Here is a 16417-nt window from a genome sequence, read left to right as displayed (position 1 = left end):
AATGTTCGGTCCGCGGTAAAGATGGTGTCACCGATGGAAGTGACGTTGCCGACGTTGTCGTAATCGTAGGCGAGATTCTGAAACGTTTTGCGAGCCGAGCAATCGCCAAAACGTTTGCCGGTCACGGTACCGTACGGGTTTTCTCGGCTGCCTTTAAAAGGTGGCGGCGAGTACCACCTTAGCCACGGAAAGGCGACGTCAACCTAGATGGTGCGCGCGACCCAACCGTAAGAATAATGTTCCAGAGCAGGTTTGTCATTTCCGCCGCGCGCCCAATTTTCTGAAGGAAAACCAGAACGACGCGCCGGCTCCCGGAGCATCCGGAACCGAGGGCGCCCAGGATGTTCCCGTGCCGGCCGGAACCGGCTTGCCCTGCAACACCTCTCGCCGGCTGTGGCGCCAGCCGCGCGCCTTTTCCAGAGCGTCCTCGAAATAGAGGTAGATGACGGGAGTGATATAGAGCGTCAAGAGCTGGGAGACGAGCAATCCGCCGACCACGGCGAGTCCCAGCGGACGGCGCGATTCGGCGCCGGCGCCGTGGCCGAGAGCGATCGGCAGCGCGCCCATGATGGCCGCCATCGTGGTCATCATGATCGGCCGGAAGCGCACCAGACAGCCCTCGTAGATCGCTTGGTACGGCGTTTTGCCCTCGTTTCTCTGGCCTTCGAGCGCGAAGTCGATCATCATGATGGCGTTCTTCTTCACGATGCCGATCAGCATGATGATGCCGACGAAGCCGAAGATGTTTAACTCCATATTGAAGAGCATCAGGATGAGAATGGCGCCCAGACCCGCCGATGGCAGACCCGAGAGAATGGTCAGCGGGTGGACGAAGCTTTCGTACAAGATGCCGAGCACCAGGTAGACGACGAGAATCGCCATGACGAGCAGCAGCCACATGCTCTGAAGCGACGACTGGAACTCCTGAGCCGTTCCCTGAAAGCCGGTCGAGATCGCCGCCGGCTTATCGCGCGCCATTTCATTGATCGCATCCACGGCGCTGCCCAACGCCACGTCGGGCTTCAAGTTGAACGAGATGGTGACCGAAGGAAGCTGGCCCGAGTGATTGACCGACAGCGGGCCGACGGTTTGTTTCAGAGTGGCGATCGAGTTGAGCGGAACCAGAGCGTTTCCCGCCGTCAAGGCGCTCTGCGCCGTGTTGTTGCCGGTGTTGGTGCGGATGTAGAGCAGCGACAGCACGGAGGGATCGTTCTCATACTTCGGGTCGAGCTCCAGGATAACCTGATATTGATTGTTCGGCGTCGTGATCGTCGAGATCTGCCGCGAGCCGTAGGCGTTGTAGAAGGCCTCCTGGATCTGTCGCGGCGAGAGGCCCTGGGCCGTGGTTCCGAGCGTCGCCGCCTTCTCGCGGTCGACGACGATTTCGAGCTGCGGGTTTTTGAGCTGCAGGTCGGTGTTGACGTCCTGAAAAAGATCGGAGCGCGAGCGAATCTTTTCTTCCAGCAGCGGAGCGTACCGGTAAAGCTCCTGGGCGTCCACGCTCTGCAACGTGTACTGATACTGGCTCCTTGAAAGCCGGGCCTCGAGCCGGATCACCGGCGGATTCTGCAGCGAGACGCGCACGCCGGGGATGGCGGATAACTTCGGCCGAAGCTTTTGGATGATCTCGTCCGCGCTCGCCCGGTGATGCATGTTGAACAACACGGTGCTTGTGTAGGGAATGACGACGGGGTCGTCCACCGGCGGCCGCTCCGCCTTGGGCTTCAAGCGAATAAAAATCTGCCCGGAGTTTGCGCCCTGGGACTGACCGCCCTGGCCGACGCTGGATCTGAACCTCCCCACGTTCGGATCTTCCGCCACGATCGCGGCGAGCTGTCTTTGCATCCGCACCATGTCCTCGAACGAGGTCCCCTGGGCGGATTCGGTGTTGATCAGAATCTGACCGGTGTCTTCGCTGGGCACGAGGCCTTTGGGAACAACCATTCCGGGAAGAAATCTCGCGAGACCCAATGGATCGACAAAGAGCTGCACCGTGGCCACCAGCAGGAAAAACGAAACCAACACGGTAGTCAGCCGGTGGCGCAAGGTCCACTGGAGCGAGCGGTCGTAGGCGCTCAGCATCGAATCGAAAAAGCGCCCGATCAGCACATAAAACCGGCTGTGGCGCTCCGCGCCGGCGGGCTTGATGAAGCGGCTGCAGAGCATCGGCGTCAAGCTCAGCGAGACGAACCCGGAGACCAGAATCGCAACACAGATGGTGACCGCAAACTCTCTGAGGAGCCGGCCCAGCATTCCGGACATGAAGAGCACCGGGATGAACGCCGCCACGAGCGACAGGGTCATCGACAGAATCGTAAAAGCGATTTCCTTGGCGCCCTTGAGCGCGGCCTCGAACACCCCTTCGCCCTTTTCGACGTGACGAACGATATTCTCGAGCACGACGATCGCGTCGTCGACGACGAACCCGACGGAGAGAGTCAGCGCCATCAGCGAGAGATTGTTGAGGCTGTAACCGAGCAGATACATGACGGCGAAAGTGCCGATGATAGACATCGGCAAAGCCAGGCTGGGGATGATCGTGGCCGAGAGATTGCGCAGGAAAAGAAAAATCACCATGACGACGAGCGCGACGGTCAGAAGCAAAGTGAATTGAACGTCCCAGACCGATGCTCGAATCGCCTGCGTGCGGTCGAAGAAGAGCTCCATATTGATCGATGGCGGGATGTTCTCGCGCAGCGCCGGAAGGAGCGCTTTGACGCCGTCCACGACCTCGACGATGTTCGACCCCGGCTGCCGCTGCACCGACAGAACCACGGCGGATTTGTTGTTGAACCAGGCGGCGACCTTATTATTCTCGACGCTGTCGAGGACCTTGCCGACGTCTTTGAGCTGGACGGGAGAGCCGTTTCTATAGGTCACCACCATCGGGCGGTAATCTTCCGCCGTCAGGAGCTGGCCGTTGGATTTCAGCGTGAGAGTCCGGTGCGGCCCGTCCAGAGTTCCCAAAGGAAGATCGACGTTGCCTCTTTGTACCGCGGTGAGAACTTCGTCGATGCCGATCTGCCGATAGGCAAGCTGGGTGGGATCGACCTGAATACGAACCGCGTACTTCTGCGTGCCGAAGACGTCCACCTGAGCGACGCCGGTCACCATCGAGATTCTCTGCGCAAGAATGTTTTGCGCGTACTCGTCGATCGTGGACAGCGCCAACGTGTCGGAGGTCAGCGCGATCTGCATAATCGAGGCGTCCGCGGGATTGACCTTCCTGTACGACGGCGGGCTCGTCATGTTGGGAGGAAGGTCTCTCAACGTCCGGGCGATCTGCGCCTGGACGTCCTGCGCGGCGGCGTCGATGTTCCGGCTCAAGCTGAATCTCAGCGTGATCTGCGTCCGCCCGAGCGTGCTCACGGAGTTCATCGAATCGAGACCGGCGATCGTCGAGAACTGCTTTTCCAGCGGCGTGGCTACCGAAGAGGCCATAGTCTCGGGGCTCGCGCCGGCGAGGTTGGCGGAGACGACGACCGTCGGGTAATCGACCGTCGGCATGTCGGCGACTGGAAGCGCGCGATACCCCATCAGGCCGAAGATCAAAATTCCCATCATGACCAGGGTCGTCATAACGGGCCGGTAGATAAACGGACCCGTGATATTCATGAAGGGACCTCGCTTTTCCGCTTTCCCCTCTCTTTGCCGCCTGTGATCCGCTCTTTGCTTTGCCCTGGGTCGCTTTTAACCTGCTCTCTGCTTGCCTCTTGGCCGTTCTTAACTTGCACTTTGCTTTCCGGCCCAAGGAGAAATTGGCCGTCGGTCACGACTTTTTCGCCGGGCTGAAGGCCCTTTTCGACGACCGAGTCTCCGTTGAGCGATCGACCGACGACAACCGGTCGCAGCTCAACTCCGGAGTCATTCTTCACAACGAAAACATGCTGTCCATTTTGTCCCGTCTGGACCGCCTGCGACGGGACAACGATGGCGTCGGGCTGATCGGCCAGCTTGAGCGCCGCTTTCACGAACTGGCCCGGCCATAACCGCCGGTTCCCATTCGCGAAGGTACCCTTGAGCTTGATGGTCCCCGTCGTCCGGTCCACTACGTTGTCGATAAAGCTCAACTCGCCCTCTTCCGGGATATTCTCGCCCTGCGAGAGCGCTTGAATCTTGAGCTTGCTGACGCTCAGCCGTTTCCTTATTTCCGGCAAATTTTGCTCCGGCACGGCAAAGGTCACGTAGATCGGGCTGACTTGATTGATCGTGACCAGGGCGGTCGCATCGTTGGTTCTGACCAGGTTGCCCTCGTTGACCAAGAGGCCCCCGGTCCGGCCGGTCACGGGAGAATAAATGCGGCAGTAACTGAGTTGAACCTTTGCATTTTCAATTGCGGCCTTATCCGCGTCCACCGAACCTTCGAGAGCGTCGGAATTGGTTTTGACCTGATCGTATTGTTCCTGAGAGACATACTGCTTCTTCACCAGCTCCGCATAGCGCCGCGCCTGCTCGCGGGCATTCGCCAAAACCGCCGCGTCCCGTGCCAGGTTGGCCTCGGCCTGCTTGAGGGCGGCCTCAAACGGCCTTGTATCGATGGTGAAAAGCAGATCTCCCTGCTTCACGTCTTGGCCCTCTTTAAAATGAACTTGGGTGATCGTGCCGGTGACCTGAGTCCTTATGGACACGGTAGAAAAAGCTTCCACGGATCCAACGGCCTCGAGTTGCACGGGCATGTTCTTCTGGCTCACGAGCGCGACCGTCACCGGCACACTCTGGCGGCCTTCCGATCCCCTGCCGCCGGATCTCCTTTCGGATTCCGGTTTCTTCCCCGTCCCGGAGGTCAATTGCCCGTAACCGACGACTGCGGCGACGGCTATGAGAATCACTGCCAGCCAAGCGTACCGTTTCATAGAGTTTGTCTTCGCAGGATCGCCACCGATACGACAGTTACGGCGTGCCGACCGCTCTCAAGAGCTGCGCCTCCGCAATCTTATAATTGTAAAGGGAATTGACGTAATCGACCTCCGCGCTGACGTATAAGGCTTGCGCGTCGGTCACTTCGATGATCGAGCCGACGCCGACTTGATAGCGGCCGTTGGCCAACTCGAGATTTTCTCTGGCGGCTTGTTCCGCTGCTCTCGTCGCTTTGATCCTCTCTTGAGCGCTGACGAGGTTAGCATAGCCTTGTTCGACCTCCAAGGCAACTTGCTGTCTTTGCTGCTCCGCCTGGGCCTTGACGGCGTAGTAAGTGCGCACGGACTCCGCAACTTTGTTCGTGGTTCGGAAGCCGTCGAAGACGGGGATGGTCAAGCTAAGTTGAACCTGCCAGCTTGAGTCTAAGGGGAAAAGAGGTCGGGGAGTCGTGCAGGTTCTCCTCGATGTTACAACATTAGTAGTTGGATCATTGATCAGCCTGGTTGGACAAGAGGAGTCGCCGCTCACGTTGCTCCACCCGGCATTCGCGTCCAGGGTCAAGTCCGGCAAGTGCCCTCTCCGGTTCGTTGCAATGACCTGGTCTTGGGCTCTCAACTGCGCTTTGAAGCTTAGCAGCTCCGGCCGTATATCGAACGACTGAGATCTGGCCTGTTCGAGATTGAGTGGAAACGTCGTCACGGAAAATTTTTCGACCTGATCGGCCGTTACCGTAGTGACTGACTGTTCCGGAAGGTCCGGCAGTCCCATGGCATTCTTGAGCGTGACCCAAGAGACTCTCATGGTGTTTTGCGCGGCGATCAGATCGGATTGGGCGCTGAACAGGTTCGACTGCGCCCTGACTAAGTCGATCTTGGCCCTTGTCCCCACGTCATAAAACGCCTGCGCCTGGCGCACGATCAACTCCCGGTCCCGGACCGTCTCTTCCCGGACGCGCACCAAAGCTATCGATTGAAGATACGAGTAATAGGCCTGCTTGACCCCGAGGACGACCGAATCGGCGCTCGTTTTTAAATTATACTGAGTGGCGCTCAGCGTCTCTCGCGCCGCCTGAACCGTTCCCTCGCGCTTGCCGAAGTTATAGAGAATGAAGTTAAACGTGGGCGAGATTTCCACCTCCTGCTTGTCCACATCGGTGCTTCTCAACCCTGTATCGGTGTTGTCGGTAAAGGTGTTTTTGATGGTGATCGTCGGATAGTAAGCCGCAAACTGCTGCCGCAGCACCGCCGCCTGCGCGCCGACTCGCTCTCTCGCCTGCTTGATGCTCGGATGATTTTCCAGGGCGTTGCGAACGGCGTCTTCCACCGTCAATTCCTTTCCCGCCGCCTCGCGCTTCAACTCGATCTGCTCGCCCACCGGCGGAGCCGGAGCCTCCGCCGCCAGGCTCCGACCGGGATTCCCGCCGATCGCCAGCAGAGAAAAAAGCGCAGCCAACGCAAATCTAAATCCAGGCATAAATACCTCCCTTGCGAAGCGTCAAGGAGCTTTTATATATATCGTTTCCCGGACAAAGCAAAGACGCCTTTATTTGACATTTCGGGTGCCCCGTGGGAATACTGAACGGGTATTCAGTTTACTGAATTATGATTCAATCGGCCACAAATTCAAGGCGTAAAGACGTGCTGCAGAGCTTCCGCACGCGCTCGCTCCTCGAGGCGACGCGGAAGGTCATCGCCGAAGAAGGGTTCGATGCCGTCACGATGGAGCGGGTCGGCGCGGAAGCCGGCATGACGAAAGGGGCGATCTACCTTTACTTTCGCAACAAGGACCATCTGATTATGGACGCCATCGAGGAGATGGCTTCGGAGATGTTGCGGAAGATCCAGGCCCGGGTCGATCCCAAGGCCCCGCCGTGGGAGCGGCTGTGCCAAACGGTCCAGGCGCAGCTCGATATTATGGAAGAGCAAACAGATCTCCTCAGGGCGCTGCTGCTCGACCGGCGGCTGCTGCGCGACAGCCCGCGCGGAAAACAGGCGCAGCGACTGCTGAAATACCGCGAAAGGCACGAGGGGCGTCTGAAAAAGTTCCTCGACGAGGGCATCAAGCAAAAGATTTTCCCGGCGATGGATACGGCTCTGGCCGCCTTTTATATCAACGAGATGACGATCAGCACGGCGGTACGACGGATGATAGGCCGAAGCGCAAACTCGCTGGAGCGCGACACTCGGGACCTGATCGGTTTCATCGGCATCTTGCGCCGCAAGAGCGCCAAACTGGCCGTACTTGAGCGATGAAACCATTTTTGATAGCCGTCCTCCTCCTCGCCCTTGCGCTATCCGGCTGCAACCGCAGCTCCGCATCCAAAGAAACCAAGCCGCAAAAGGCCGAGGCGCCGGTGCCCGTCACCGTGACGCCGGTGCGCGCCCAGAAAGTGGCGCGTTCGGTCGAATTCGTCGGCACGCTTTACGCCAATGAAGAAGTGACGGTCTCGACCGAGGTGGACGGAAGGATCGGCTCTCTCGCCGTCGATCTCGGCGACCGCGTCGCGCGCGGTCAGACGCTCGCCAAGATCGATGACACGGAATTCCGCTTCGCCATCCGCCAGCACGAGAGCAACTTGAAAGAGATGCTGGCCAAGCTGGGATTGGACAAAATCCCGCCGCCGGACTTCGATCTCACGCAGACCTCCCTCGTGCTCAAAGCCAGAGCCGATCTCGACGACGCCGAGCGCAACCTCGCGCGCATCAAGACGCTCCATGAGCGGCAACTCATCGCGGCGCAGGAGTACGACACCGCCGAGTGGCGCTCCAGGACGGCCAACGCCAGCTACAAAACCAGCATCGAGGAAGCCAAGGCGCTGCTCGCCGGCGTCTATGCCAAAGAAGCGCAATTGGAAACGGCGCGAAAAAAATTGCGCGACACCGCGATCGCCGCGCCGATCGCGGGCTCGGTCAGCAAGCGCTCCGTTTCGGCGGGGGAATACGTCAAGATCGCCGCGCCGTTATTTACCATCGTCCAGGACAACCCGCTGAAGCTCCGCGGCATGATTCCGGAGCGCTTCGCCCCCGAGGTCCAAGCCGACCAAAGCGTGGAGATTCGCGTGGACTCGTTTCCCAACGCGGCGTTCAAGGGGAAGCTCACCCGCATCAGCCCTTCATCGGAAGTGGCCAGCCGCTCGTTCATGGTCGAGGGGCTGGTGGAAAACCCCGAGCGCCGGTTGAAGCCCGGGTTCTTCGCTCATGCGACGGTCACGACCCGCGTCGATCCCAATGCCACGACGGTGCCGCAGCAGGCGGTGGTTTCTTTCGCCGGCGTCAGCAAAGTATTCGTCGTCGTTCGAGAGCCTCACGATCCCGAGGGTAATCGAGGGACGGAAAACAACGTCGCGCGCGAGCGCGTCGTCCAAACAGCGGGTAGAGTAGGCGCCAACGAGGTCGAAGTCACCGGCGTCAAGCCGGGCGACCTGGTTGTCATATCGGGGCTGACGCGGCTCACCAATGGCACACCGATCAAAGTCTCCGGGCCGGTGATGCCGCGCGAGGGACAGGCCCAGCAGCCATGAACGGCCAAAAACCATGAACCTGGAACAACCATGAGTCTAGTGGACATCTGCATCCGGCGCCCGGTCTTTGCCACCATGCTGATCACCGCGCTGGTGGTCTTGGGGATGTTCTCCTATGCGCGCCTGGGCGTCGACCTTTATCCCAACGTCGATATTCCGACGGTAACGATCACGACCACGCTCAAAGGCGCCAGCGTCGAGGAGATGGAAACCGCCGTCACCAAGCCGATCGAAGAAGCGATCAACACGATCGACGGCATCGACGAGCTCCGTGCCGTCATCAAGGACGGCATCTCCGTCATCCAAGTTCAATTCATCCTGGAAAAAAGCGGCGACGTGGCGGCCCAGGAGGTGCGCGACAAAGTTTCGACGATCCTCTCCCAGCTTCCCGTCGGCACCGACCCGCCGGTGATTCAGAAATTCCAGGTGGACGCGATGCCGGTGATGAAGATCGCCGTCTCGGCCGGGAGAAATCTCCGCGAGGTGAGCGAGATCGCCCGCAAGCAGATCAAGGAAGACATCGAGACGCTTCGCGGAGTCGGCCAGGTGATCATGGTCGGGCAGCAGGAGCGGACGATCAACATCGACGTCGATCCCGACCGGCTCGCGGCGTACAACCTTTCGATCGCCCAGGTGAAGCGCGCCGTCCAGGCCCAGAACATCGAGATCCCCGGCGGCCGGATCGACGAAAACCGCCGCGAGCTGGTGCTCCGGACGATGGGCCGCGTGGCGCGAGCGGAAGATTTCAACGACCTCATCGTCGGGAATTTCCAGGGCCGCCCGATCATGATCCGCGACGTCGGCGCGGCGGAAAACGGCGTCGTCGAGCAGCGGAGCCTCGCGCGCCTCGACGGCGCGCCCGCCGTGCAGATGATCGTCAGAAAACAGTCCGGAACCAACACCGTGGAGGTCGTGGACCGCGTCAAGGCGCGCCTTCAGCAGCTCGGTTCGACGCTGCCGCCGGACATCCGGAGCGAAGTCACCGTCGATCAGTCCCGCTTCATCAAGGCTTCCTATCAAGAGGTCAAGCTCCATCTGATCCTGGGCGCGCTGCTGGTCGCGCTCACCGTCTTTCTCTTCATGCACGATTGGCGCAGCACCTTGATCGCCTCCGTCGCCATCCCGGCGTCGATCATCGCGACGTTTACGCTCATGCGCATCATGGGGTTTACCTTGAACAACATCACGATGCTGGGGCTGATCCTCGCGGTCGGGATCGTGATCGACGACGCCGTCGTGGTGCTGGAAAACATATTCCGCCACGTCGAGGAAAGGGGCGAGCCGCCGATGAGCGCGGCGTCGAAGGCGACGCACGAGATCTCGCTCGCGGTCATGGCGACGACGCTTTCGCTGATCGTCATCTTCGTCCCGCTGGCCTTCATGGGCGGCCGCGTGGGCCGGTTTTTTTCGAGCTTCGGCTCGACCGTGGCGTTTGCCGTCGCGGTCTCTCTCCTTATTTCCTTCACGCTGACGCCCATGCTCAGCTCGCGTTTTTTGAAGATCAAGCACAAGGCAGGATCGTCCAAGGAGAGCCGCTTTTACTCCTGGATCGACCAATCCTACGGCTGGATTCTCGCCTGGTCGCTGAGACACCGCTGGATCGTGATCGTCGCCGGCGTCGTCACCGTCCTGTGGATCTTCCCGCTTTTTTCCGCCATCGGCAAAAACTTTATCCCCACCGACGACCAGAGCGAGTTCGAGGTCACCGTCCAGACTCCCGGCGGCTACACGCTGGACGAGACCGACCGGCTGTTCCGCGAGCTGGAGCAAAAGCTCAGGAAGCTTCGCGGCGTGACGAAAATTTTGACGACGATCGGCGACACGACGGGCAACGTCAAGGCCGGGCAGGGCGACGTGACCAGCGGCAACATTTACGTCCGGCTCATCGATTTGTCCGAGCGCGACTACAAGCAGTTCGACGTGATGGCGGATGCGCGGAAGCTCTTTCAAGACTATCCCGATCTGCGCGTCAGCGTTCAGGGGGTCAACCCGTTCAGCGGCGGCGGCGTCCGGCAGACCGACATGGAGTTCAACCTGCGTGGCCCGAGTCTCGAGCGCCTGCAGCAATACAGCGACAAATTAGTCGCGCGCATGCGCGAGGTGCCGGGCTTTGTCGACAGCGACACGACGCTCTCGGTGCGCACGCCCGAGCTGCGCTCGCTGGTCGATCGCAAAAAGGCCTCGGAGTTCGGCATCCAGATCGAGGACATCGCCTCGACGCTTCAGACGTTTGTCGGCGGCGAGCCGATTTCCAAATACAAAGAGGAGGACGAGCAATACGACGTCTGGCTGAGAGCCGTGAAAACGAAACGCGCCGATCCGGACGCGATTCTGAATCTGTCGGTCCCTGGAAAAGACGGCCGGCTGGTGAAGCTCGCCAATTTAATCAATCTCCGCGAGGACCTGGGCCCGTCCCAGATCGACCGGCACAACCGCCAGCGCAAAGTGACGATCGTGAGCAATCTCCTGCCCACGCTCCCGCTCGGCGAAGCGGTGGAGAAAGTCCAGGGCTTCCTCAAGGAGCTCGACCTCCCGCCCAACTATACCGCCGAGTTCAGCGGCCGCGCCAAAGTGCTCGCCGAGACCGGCGCCAACTTCTTCTACGCCTTCCTGCTGAGCTCGATCTTCATGTACATGGTGCTCGCCGCGCAGTTCGAAAGTTTTCTCCATCCGATCACGATCATGCTGGCGCTGCCGCTGACGATTCCGTTCGCGCTGCTTTCACTCATCCTGCTCCGGCAGCCGATGGACATCTACGCGATGTTCGGCCTGTTCATGCTCTTCGGCATCGTGAAGAAGAACGGCATCCTGCAGATCGACTACACCAACACGCTGCGCGCCCAGGGCCGGGAGCGCGACAAGGCGATCGTCGAGGCGAACCATGCCCGGCTGCGGCCGATTCTGATGACCACGTTGATGCTGATCTTCGGCATGCTGCCAATGGCGCTGGGACAGGGGCCCGGCGCGGCCTCGCGCGCCTCGATGGCGAAGGTCATCATCGGCGGGCAGGCGTTGTCGCTTCTGATCACGCTGCTGATCACGCCGGTGGCATATTCGTTGTTCGACGACGCGGGACGTTCCGGTGTTTTCGGTTGGTTCAAACAGCGCGCGGGAGGCTGGGGCGGGGCATTAAGGGGCCGAGCGGTTCAAATTTACTCTCACGTGCGCGCCAACGGCAAATCGGGCCGGCGCACATGATTTATATCGGATCTGATCGGTAGGTATTTGTAGGGGCGACCCCCCGTGGTCGCCCCAAGAAGGGCAGGCACAGGGGGCCTGCCCCTACAAAGATACCCCGTCGGAACATAGGGGCGCGATTCATTGCCCCCTACCATGGGGGCGCTACGGCAAGATAGCAAAAATTCTAAGCGGCGCGCCGCTGCCGCCTTGAATCTTCATCGGCACGGCAAAGATCGTGGCGCCCCTCGCCGGGAGCTTTTCGAGCGACGCGACATTCTCGAAGATCGGAACGTTGGCTTTGCCGAAGACTTGATGGACGATGAAGTCGCGCGACGCGCCGTAGTCGATGCTCGCGGTATCGGTTCCCGCAGCGCCGATCTTCCGCTCCTTGACGAGAAATTCCGCAGCGTCCTTGGAGAAGCCGGGAAAGCGCAGGTTGGTTGTGTCTCCCGGCTGGTCGGTGCCGAAAAATTTTTTCCGGTCGCTCCAGAACTTTCCCCAGCCGCTGTGCATGAGCACGATCGCGCCGGGCGGAATTTTTCCGTTGCGCTTCTCCCACGTGCGCAGATCGACGACGTCAAGCCGGTAATCGGCGTTCGCTTGCGCCTTCCCTCTCACGTCCACAACCACGCCCGGCCCGATGGTTTTTGCGAGCGGAACCTGATCGACGGTCCATTTTCCCTGGGCAAAGTGGAATGGAGCGTCCATGTGGGTTCCGACGTGCTCCGAGCCACTGTAGTTGTATGACGCGTACCAGTAACCCTGCGGCGTCATTCCCTCGGTATGTTTTTCCAGCTTGAACGGCTGCGCCGTAGGCCAGTGCTGCGTTTCCCCGGAAAACGGATAGGTCAGATCGACGAGCTTCTTCTCGTCGATGGCAAAGGCTTCGAGTGCGTACAGTGACAGCAGCAGGAATAGAATAACTGTCTTCATATTTTTGACCCCTAAAACCCTTGAACTATTTCTTTTGTACCTTTTCCATCTCTTGCTTCGCGCCTTGAAAGTTGGGATTGATTTTCAACGCCGCCTCGAATTCCGCGCGCGCCTCGTCCCTCTTGCCCATGCCGGCAAAAATTTTTCCCAGCTCATAATGGGCCACGTCGTCGTCGGGACAAAGATTGAGCCCCTCGCGGTAGAGCGCGACGGCGCTGCCCGGATCTTTGGCTGCTTGCGCCTTTTCAAAGTTGCGGAAGGCTGTGGCGCAGCCTTGCAGCTTCTGTTCCTCCTTCTTCTTGGCGGCCCTGAACTCCTCGTTTTCCCTTTTCACCTGTTCTAGTTCCACTCTGGACTGCCGAAGTTCCTCCTCCTTTTGCAGGGTAAGTTCAGAATCGCCGCAGGCGAAAAGGAAAGGAATAAAGGACGCAAGCAAGAACCCGCAAACAGCATCCCGCTTCACTGCGCCTCCTCAATCTTCTTCTTTTCCCGGATCTGCCGCATTTGTTCCTCTAGCTGTCTTATTTCCTCTCTTTGTTGGCGGATGATCTCTTCGTTCTTGCGCATCTGCTCCGTCTCGCAGGCAGAGAGCAGGATAGTCATCACAAACATCAAGCTGTAGAGAATGGCTCGCTTCATTTCGCCAAAGATTTTTTCTCTTCGAGCGCCAGAAAAATTTTTTCCGCTTTGATGGGCAGATCTTTGATGCGCACGCCAACGGCGTCGAAGACGGCGTTGGCGATCGCCGGCGCGACCGGGATCAGAGCGCTCTCGCCGATGCCCTTGGCGCCGAACGGACCGTTCGGGTCCGGCGTTTCGACGGAGATCGGATCGATCACCGGCGGCATGTCGCCGAGCGACGGCAAGACGTAATCGACGAGGTTGGGATTGATCAACTGGCCGTTGTCGTAGGCGATCTCCTCGAACAGCGCCTGGCCGATGCCGGTGATCGCGGCGCCGGCCAACTGCTGGCGGCAGCCGAGGGGGTTGATCGCTTTCCCGACATCCACTGCGGTCGCGTACTTGATGAGCTTGAGCTTTCCCGTTTCGATGTCCACTTCCACTTCGGCGGCGCCGGCCGCGAGGAACCAAAACGCCGACGTGCTCTTCTCGCCGAATTCGTTTTTCGTGGAAGTCTGGACCTGCCCCTCGCCCACCAAGGTGCCGCCCTGCATGCCGAAGCGCTTGAACATGACCTCCGAATAATCAAGCTGCGCCTCCGGCAGACGGATCTTGCCGCCGGCGAAAGTCACCCGCTCTTCCGGCACGCCGTACTCTTTCACGACGATCTGCTTTAACTGCCGCAGGATATCCTGCGCTGCGAGCTGCACGGCCTTCCCCATGTGAAAGGTCGAGCGGCTGGAGGAAGTCGTGAGATCGTAGGGCACCACGTCGGTGTCAACGCCGAGAACCTGGATCGTCTGCAGCGGAATGCCGAGCTCCTTGCCGGCGATTTGCGCCAATACCGTTTCCGAGCCTTGCCCCATCTCGACCGTACCGGTGTATATGGATAGGCTCGCGTCCTCGTTGAGCTTCACCACGGCGGAGGAAATCGACGGCGTGATCGTCGCCTTGATCATGCACGCGAGCCCTTTGCCTCTCTTGATGCTTGATTCTTTTTTCTCTTCGACCTTTTTACCCCAACCGATCGATTTCGCCGCTTCGTCCAGACATTCCTTAAGCCCGACGGCGCGGAGCGTCTCTTCAGTGACGAACTTGTCGCCTTCGTCGTAGCCGTTCAGCTTGCGCAGCGTGAGCGGATCCATCTTCAGCGCGGCCGCGATGATGTCCATCTGCGACTCGACCGCCCAGGCCGATTGCGACACGCCGAAGCCGCGGAACGCGCCCGCCGGCGGCTTGTTGGTGTAAACCGAGTACGAATCGATCTTTAGATTGGGAATCTTGTACGGGCCGGCGGCGGTATAACCGGACTTTTTCGCCACCCGCGGTCCGATCTCGGCGTAGGCGCCGGTATCGAGATGGATTTCGCACTCGCGTGCCACCAGCGTGCCGTCGTTCTTGACGCCGGTTTTCATGCGAATCACCGCCGCGTGCTTGGTGATCGTGTAGAAAACTTCCTCGCGCGTGAGCACCACGCGCACCGGCCGTCCCGCTTTCTGCGCCAACGCCACGGTGATCGGCTCGACTTTCGGGTAGACCTTGCCGCCGTATCCGCCGCCGAGGTAAGGCACGATCACGCGCACTTTGGCGACTGGAACTTTGAAGATATTTGCAAGCTGGGTCCGCACGACGAACGGGTTCTGGGTCGTCGCCCAGACCGTGATCCGCCCGCCCGGCTCGACCGACGCGATGCACGCGTGCGTCTCGAGAAAGCTATGCTGCGTCGCCGGCAAGGTGAAGGTGTCTTCGAAAATACGGTCCGCTTCGGCAAACCCTTTTTGAATGTCGCCGCGGTTCAAGCGGAAGTGGGTGCAAACGTTCGTGCCTTCGACGGGCTTCAATTCGGCCAGATCGGCAAAGCCGGAAGCCGGCAGCTTGACCGACTCGTGCACGAGCGTGGCGCCGGACTTCAAGGAATCGGCAACATTCAGTACCGTCGGCAGCTCTTCGTAATCGATTTCAATTGTGCGCAGCGCTTCTTCCGCGGCATCGACGCTCAGCGCCGCGACGGCAGCCACCGGATCGCCGACGTGGCGGACTTTTTCCACGGCGACGATCGTCTGATCTTTGAACACCGGGCCGTAGAAAGGCTCGATGCCTTCGTCGTGCAGAATATCGTCGCGCGTCAGCACCGCCACGACGCCGGAAACTTTGAGCGCCCTGGATGCGTCGATTTTCGCAATCCGCGCGTGCGGGTACGGGCTCCGGAGAATTTTGCCGTGGCACATTCCCGGCACGCTCATGTCCGCCAGATACTGCGCGCGGCCGGTCACCTTGGTCTCGTAGTCCAACCGGCGAAAGGTTTTACCGATATCCGCTGGTTCCATTCAATTTTCCTGCACTCTTCTTTGCGCGCTTGGCGTCTTGGCGCGAGACCCTCTCCCTCACCCTCTCCCACTTGCGGGAGAGGGAAGGGGTGAGGGCGCGCAAAGGCGCAAAGGCCGCGATTTTCGGAGTATCGAATCAGCTACCTGCCACGTTTTTAATCGCTTGCATGATCTCCTGGTAGCAACCGCAGCGGCAGAAATTTCCCGCCAGGTAATCGCGGATCTGCTCCTCCGAAGGCCGCGGGTATTCTTCGAGCAGCGCTTTCGCCGTGAGAATAAAACCCGAGGTGCAGTAGCCGCACTGCAGCGCGCCGAACTCCATGAAGGCTTCCTGTAAGGGATGCAGGGCGTCTTTCTCGCTCAAGCCTTCGATGGTCAAGATCTCGGCGCCGTCGGCATCCACGGCGAGAAAGGAACAAGCGCTCACCGGCTTGCCGTTGAGTAAAAGGGTGCAGGCGCCGCAAACTTGGATGTCGCAGCCGAGCTTGGCGCCGGTCAGCTCAAATTGCTCGCGCACCATATCGAGCAGCGTCGTCCGCGCCTCGACTTCCAGTGTTCTCTCCATGCCGTTGACGCGCAGATGGATCTCTTTTTTCATAGCCAGCTATATAAAACCAGGTAGGGGCAGGCCCCCGTGCCTGCCCGGTATTTGGGCGACCACGGGGGGTCGCCCCTACAAATTTTCGCTGCCCACCCGCTCGTACGCTCGCTCTGCTGCCCGCCGGACGAGCACGCGGACGATTCCGCGCTTGAATCGTTCCGATCCTCGCAGGTCGGAGAGCGGGCTGCATTCCTCCGCTGCGGTGCCGGCTGCTTGCCCAGCAAGCTCCGGTGAAAACGGTTTTCCCGCAAGAACCTGCTCAGCTTGCAAAGCCCGCATAGGCGTCGGCGCGACGCATCCGAGCGCGATGCGCACGGTTTCGCAGATTTTTTTGTCCTCTGCGAGCGAGAGGCGCACGCACACACCGACGCACGGCTT

The 16417-nt window shown here is 59.9% G+C and carries 12 protein-coding genes; 3 read left to right on the top strand and 9 right to left on the bottom strand.

All coding sequences use genetic code 11. From position 1 onward, the window contains the following. Positions 1 to 255: 255 nt before the first annotated feature. From VGL70_16615 to VGL70_16605, 3 genes are read right to left on the bottom strand one after another with little or no spacing between them, the layout of a single operon-like run. Positions 256 to 3615: an efflux RND transporter permease subunit gene (locus VGL70_16615; GenBank protein ID HEY3305148.1), complete on the bottom strand. Its 3360-nt coding sequence runs from the start codon at positions 3613 to 3615 to the stop codon at positions 256 to 258. After that, positions 3612 to 4853: an efflux RND transporter periplasmic adaptor subunit gene (locus VGL70_16610; protein HEY3305147.1), complete on the bottom strand. Its 1242-nt coding sequence runs from the start codon at positions 4851 to 4853 to the stop codon at positions 3612 to 3614. The genes VGL70_16615 and VGL70_16610 overlap by 4 nt, the downstream gene beginning before the upstream one ends. A 37-nt stretch (positions 4854 to 4890) precedes the next feature. Continuing rightward, positions 4891 to 6330, bottom strand: coding sequence for a TolC family protein (locus VGL70_16605; GenBank protein HEY3305146.1), 1440 nt, complete (start codon positions 6328 to 6330; stop codon positions 4891 to 4893). Positions 6331 to 6494: 164 nt separating this feature from the next. On the opposite strand from VGL70_16605, the gene VGL70_16600 reads away from it, so the two are divergent. From VGL70_16600 to VGL70_16590, 3 genes are read left to right on the top strand one after another with little or no spacing between them, the layout of a single operon-like run. After that, a complete protein-coding gene (locus tag VGL70_16600) occupies positions 6495 to 7109 on the top strand; it encodes a TetR/AcrR family transcriptional regulator (GenBank protein ID HEY3305145.1) in 615 nt (204 codons plus the stop codon). Next, entirely contained in the window at positions 7106 to 8377 is a 1272-nt protein-coding gene (locus tag VGL70_16595) for an efflux RND transporter periplasmic adaptor subunit (GenBank protein HEY3305144.1), read from the top strand. Before VGL70_16600 ends, VGL70_16595 begins: the two co-directional genes overlap by 4 nt. Positions 8378 to 8407: 30 nt before the next feature. Then, positions 8408 to 11575: an efflux RND transporter permease subunit gene (locus tag VGL70_16590; protein HEY3305143.1), complete on the top strand. Its 3168-nt coding sequence runs from the start codon at positions 8408 to 8410 to the stop codon at positions 11573 to 11575. A 144-nt stretch (positions 11576 to 11719) separates the two neighbouring features. Here the strand turns inward: VGL70_16590 and VGL70_16585 are convergent, their stop codons facing one another. From VGL70_16585 to VGL70_16560, 6 genes are all read right to left on the bottom strand, one after another. After that, positions 11720 to 12490, bottom strand: coding sequence for a cyclase family protein (locus VGL70_16585; GenBank protein HEY3305142.1), 771 nt, complete (start codon positions 12488 to 12490; stop codon positions 11720 to 11722). Positions 12491 to 12515: 25 nt separating this feature from the next. Continuing rightward, a complete protein-coding gene (locus VGL70_16580) occupies positions 12516 to 12839 on the bottom strand; it encodes a tetratricopeptide repeat protein (GenBank protein HEY3305141.1) in 324 nt (107 codons plus the stop codon). A 110-nt stretch (positions 12840 to 12949) separates the two neighbouring features. Beyond that, positions 12950 to 13129, bottom strand: a complete 180-nt coding sequence (locus VGL70_16575) for a hypothetical protein (GenBank protein ID HEY3305140.1) — start codon at positions 13127 to 13129, stop codon at positions 12950 to 12952. Next, positions 13126 to 15438: a xanthine dehydrogenase family protein molybdopterin-binding subunit gene (locus VGL70_16570; protein HEY3305139.1), complete on the bottom strand. Its 2313-nt coding sequence runs from the start codon at positions 15436 to 15438 to the stop codon at positions 13126 to 13128. Before VGL70_16570 ends, VGL70_16575 begins: the two co-directional genes overlap by 4 nt. A 136-nt stretch (positions 15439 to 15574) precedes the next feature. Next, entirely contained in the window at positions 15575 to 16036 is a 462-nt protein-coding gene (locus VGL70_16565; protein HEY3305138.1) for a (2Fe-2S)-binding protein, read from the bottom strand. Between the two features lie 75 nt (positions 16037 to 16111). Continuing rightward, positions 16112 to 16417, bottom strand: a 306-nt coding sequence (locus VGL70_16560; GenBank protein HEY3305137.1) for a xanthine dehydrogenase family protein subunit M, incomplete at its 5' end; no start/stop codon positions are given.

Source organism: Candidatus Binatia bacterium (assembly GCA_036504975.1).
GTDB lineage: Bacteria > Desulfobacterota > Binatia > UBA9968 > UBA9968 > JAJPJQ01.
The sequence above is the reverse complement of the archived record's forward strand: the minus strand, read 5'-3'. Positions and strand labels throughout refer to the sequence as shown.

Excerpts from the sequence above, each read along its gene's own strand:
- VGL70_16615 (HEY3305148.1), bottom strand. The coding sequence starts at position 3,615 with ATGAATATCACGGGTCCGTTTATCTACCGGCCCGTTATGACGACCCTG.
- VGL70_16610 (HEY3305147.1), bottom strand. The coding sequence starts at position 4,853 with ATGAAACGGTACGCTTGGCTGGCAGTGATTCTCATAGCCGTCGCCGCA.
- VGL70_16605 (HEY3305146.1), bottom strand. The coding sequence starts at position 6,330 with ATGCCTGGATTTAGATTTGCGTTGGCTGCGCTTTTTTCTCTGCTGGCG.
- VGL70_16595 (HEY3305144.1), top strand. The coding sequence starts at position 7,106 with ATGAAACCATTTTTGATAGCCGTCCTCCTCCTCGCCCTTGCGCTATCC.
- VGL70_16590 (HEY3305143.1), top strand. The coding sequence starts at position 8,408 with ATGAGTCTAGTGGACATCTGCATCCGGCGCCCGGTCTTTGCCACCATG.
- VGL70_16585 (HEY3305142.1), bottom strand. The coding sequence starts at position 12,490 with ATGAAGACAGTTATTCTATTCCTGCTGCTGTCACTGTACGCACTCGAA.
- VGL70_16575 (HEY3305140.1), bottom strand. The coding sequence starts at position 13,129 with ATGAAGCGAGCCATTCTCTACAGCTTGATGTTTGTGATGACTATCCTG.
- VGL70_16570 (HEY3305139.1), bottom strand. The coding sequence starts at position 15,438 with ATGGAACCAGCGGATATCGGTAAAACCTTTCGCCGGTTGGACTACGAG.
- VGL70_16565 (HEY3305138.1), bottom strand. The coding sequence starts at position 16,036 with ATGAAAAAAGAGATCCATCTGCGCGTCAACGGCATGGAGAGAACACTG.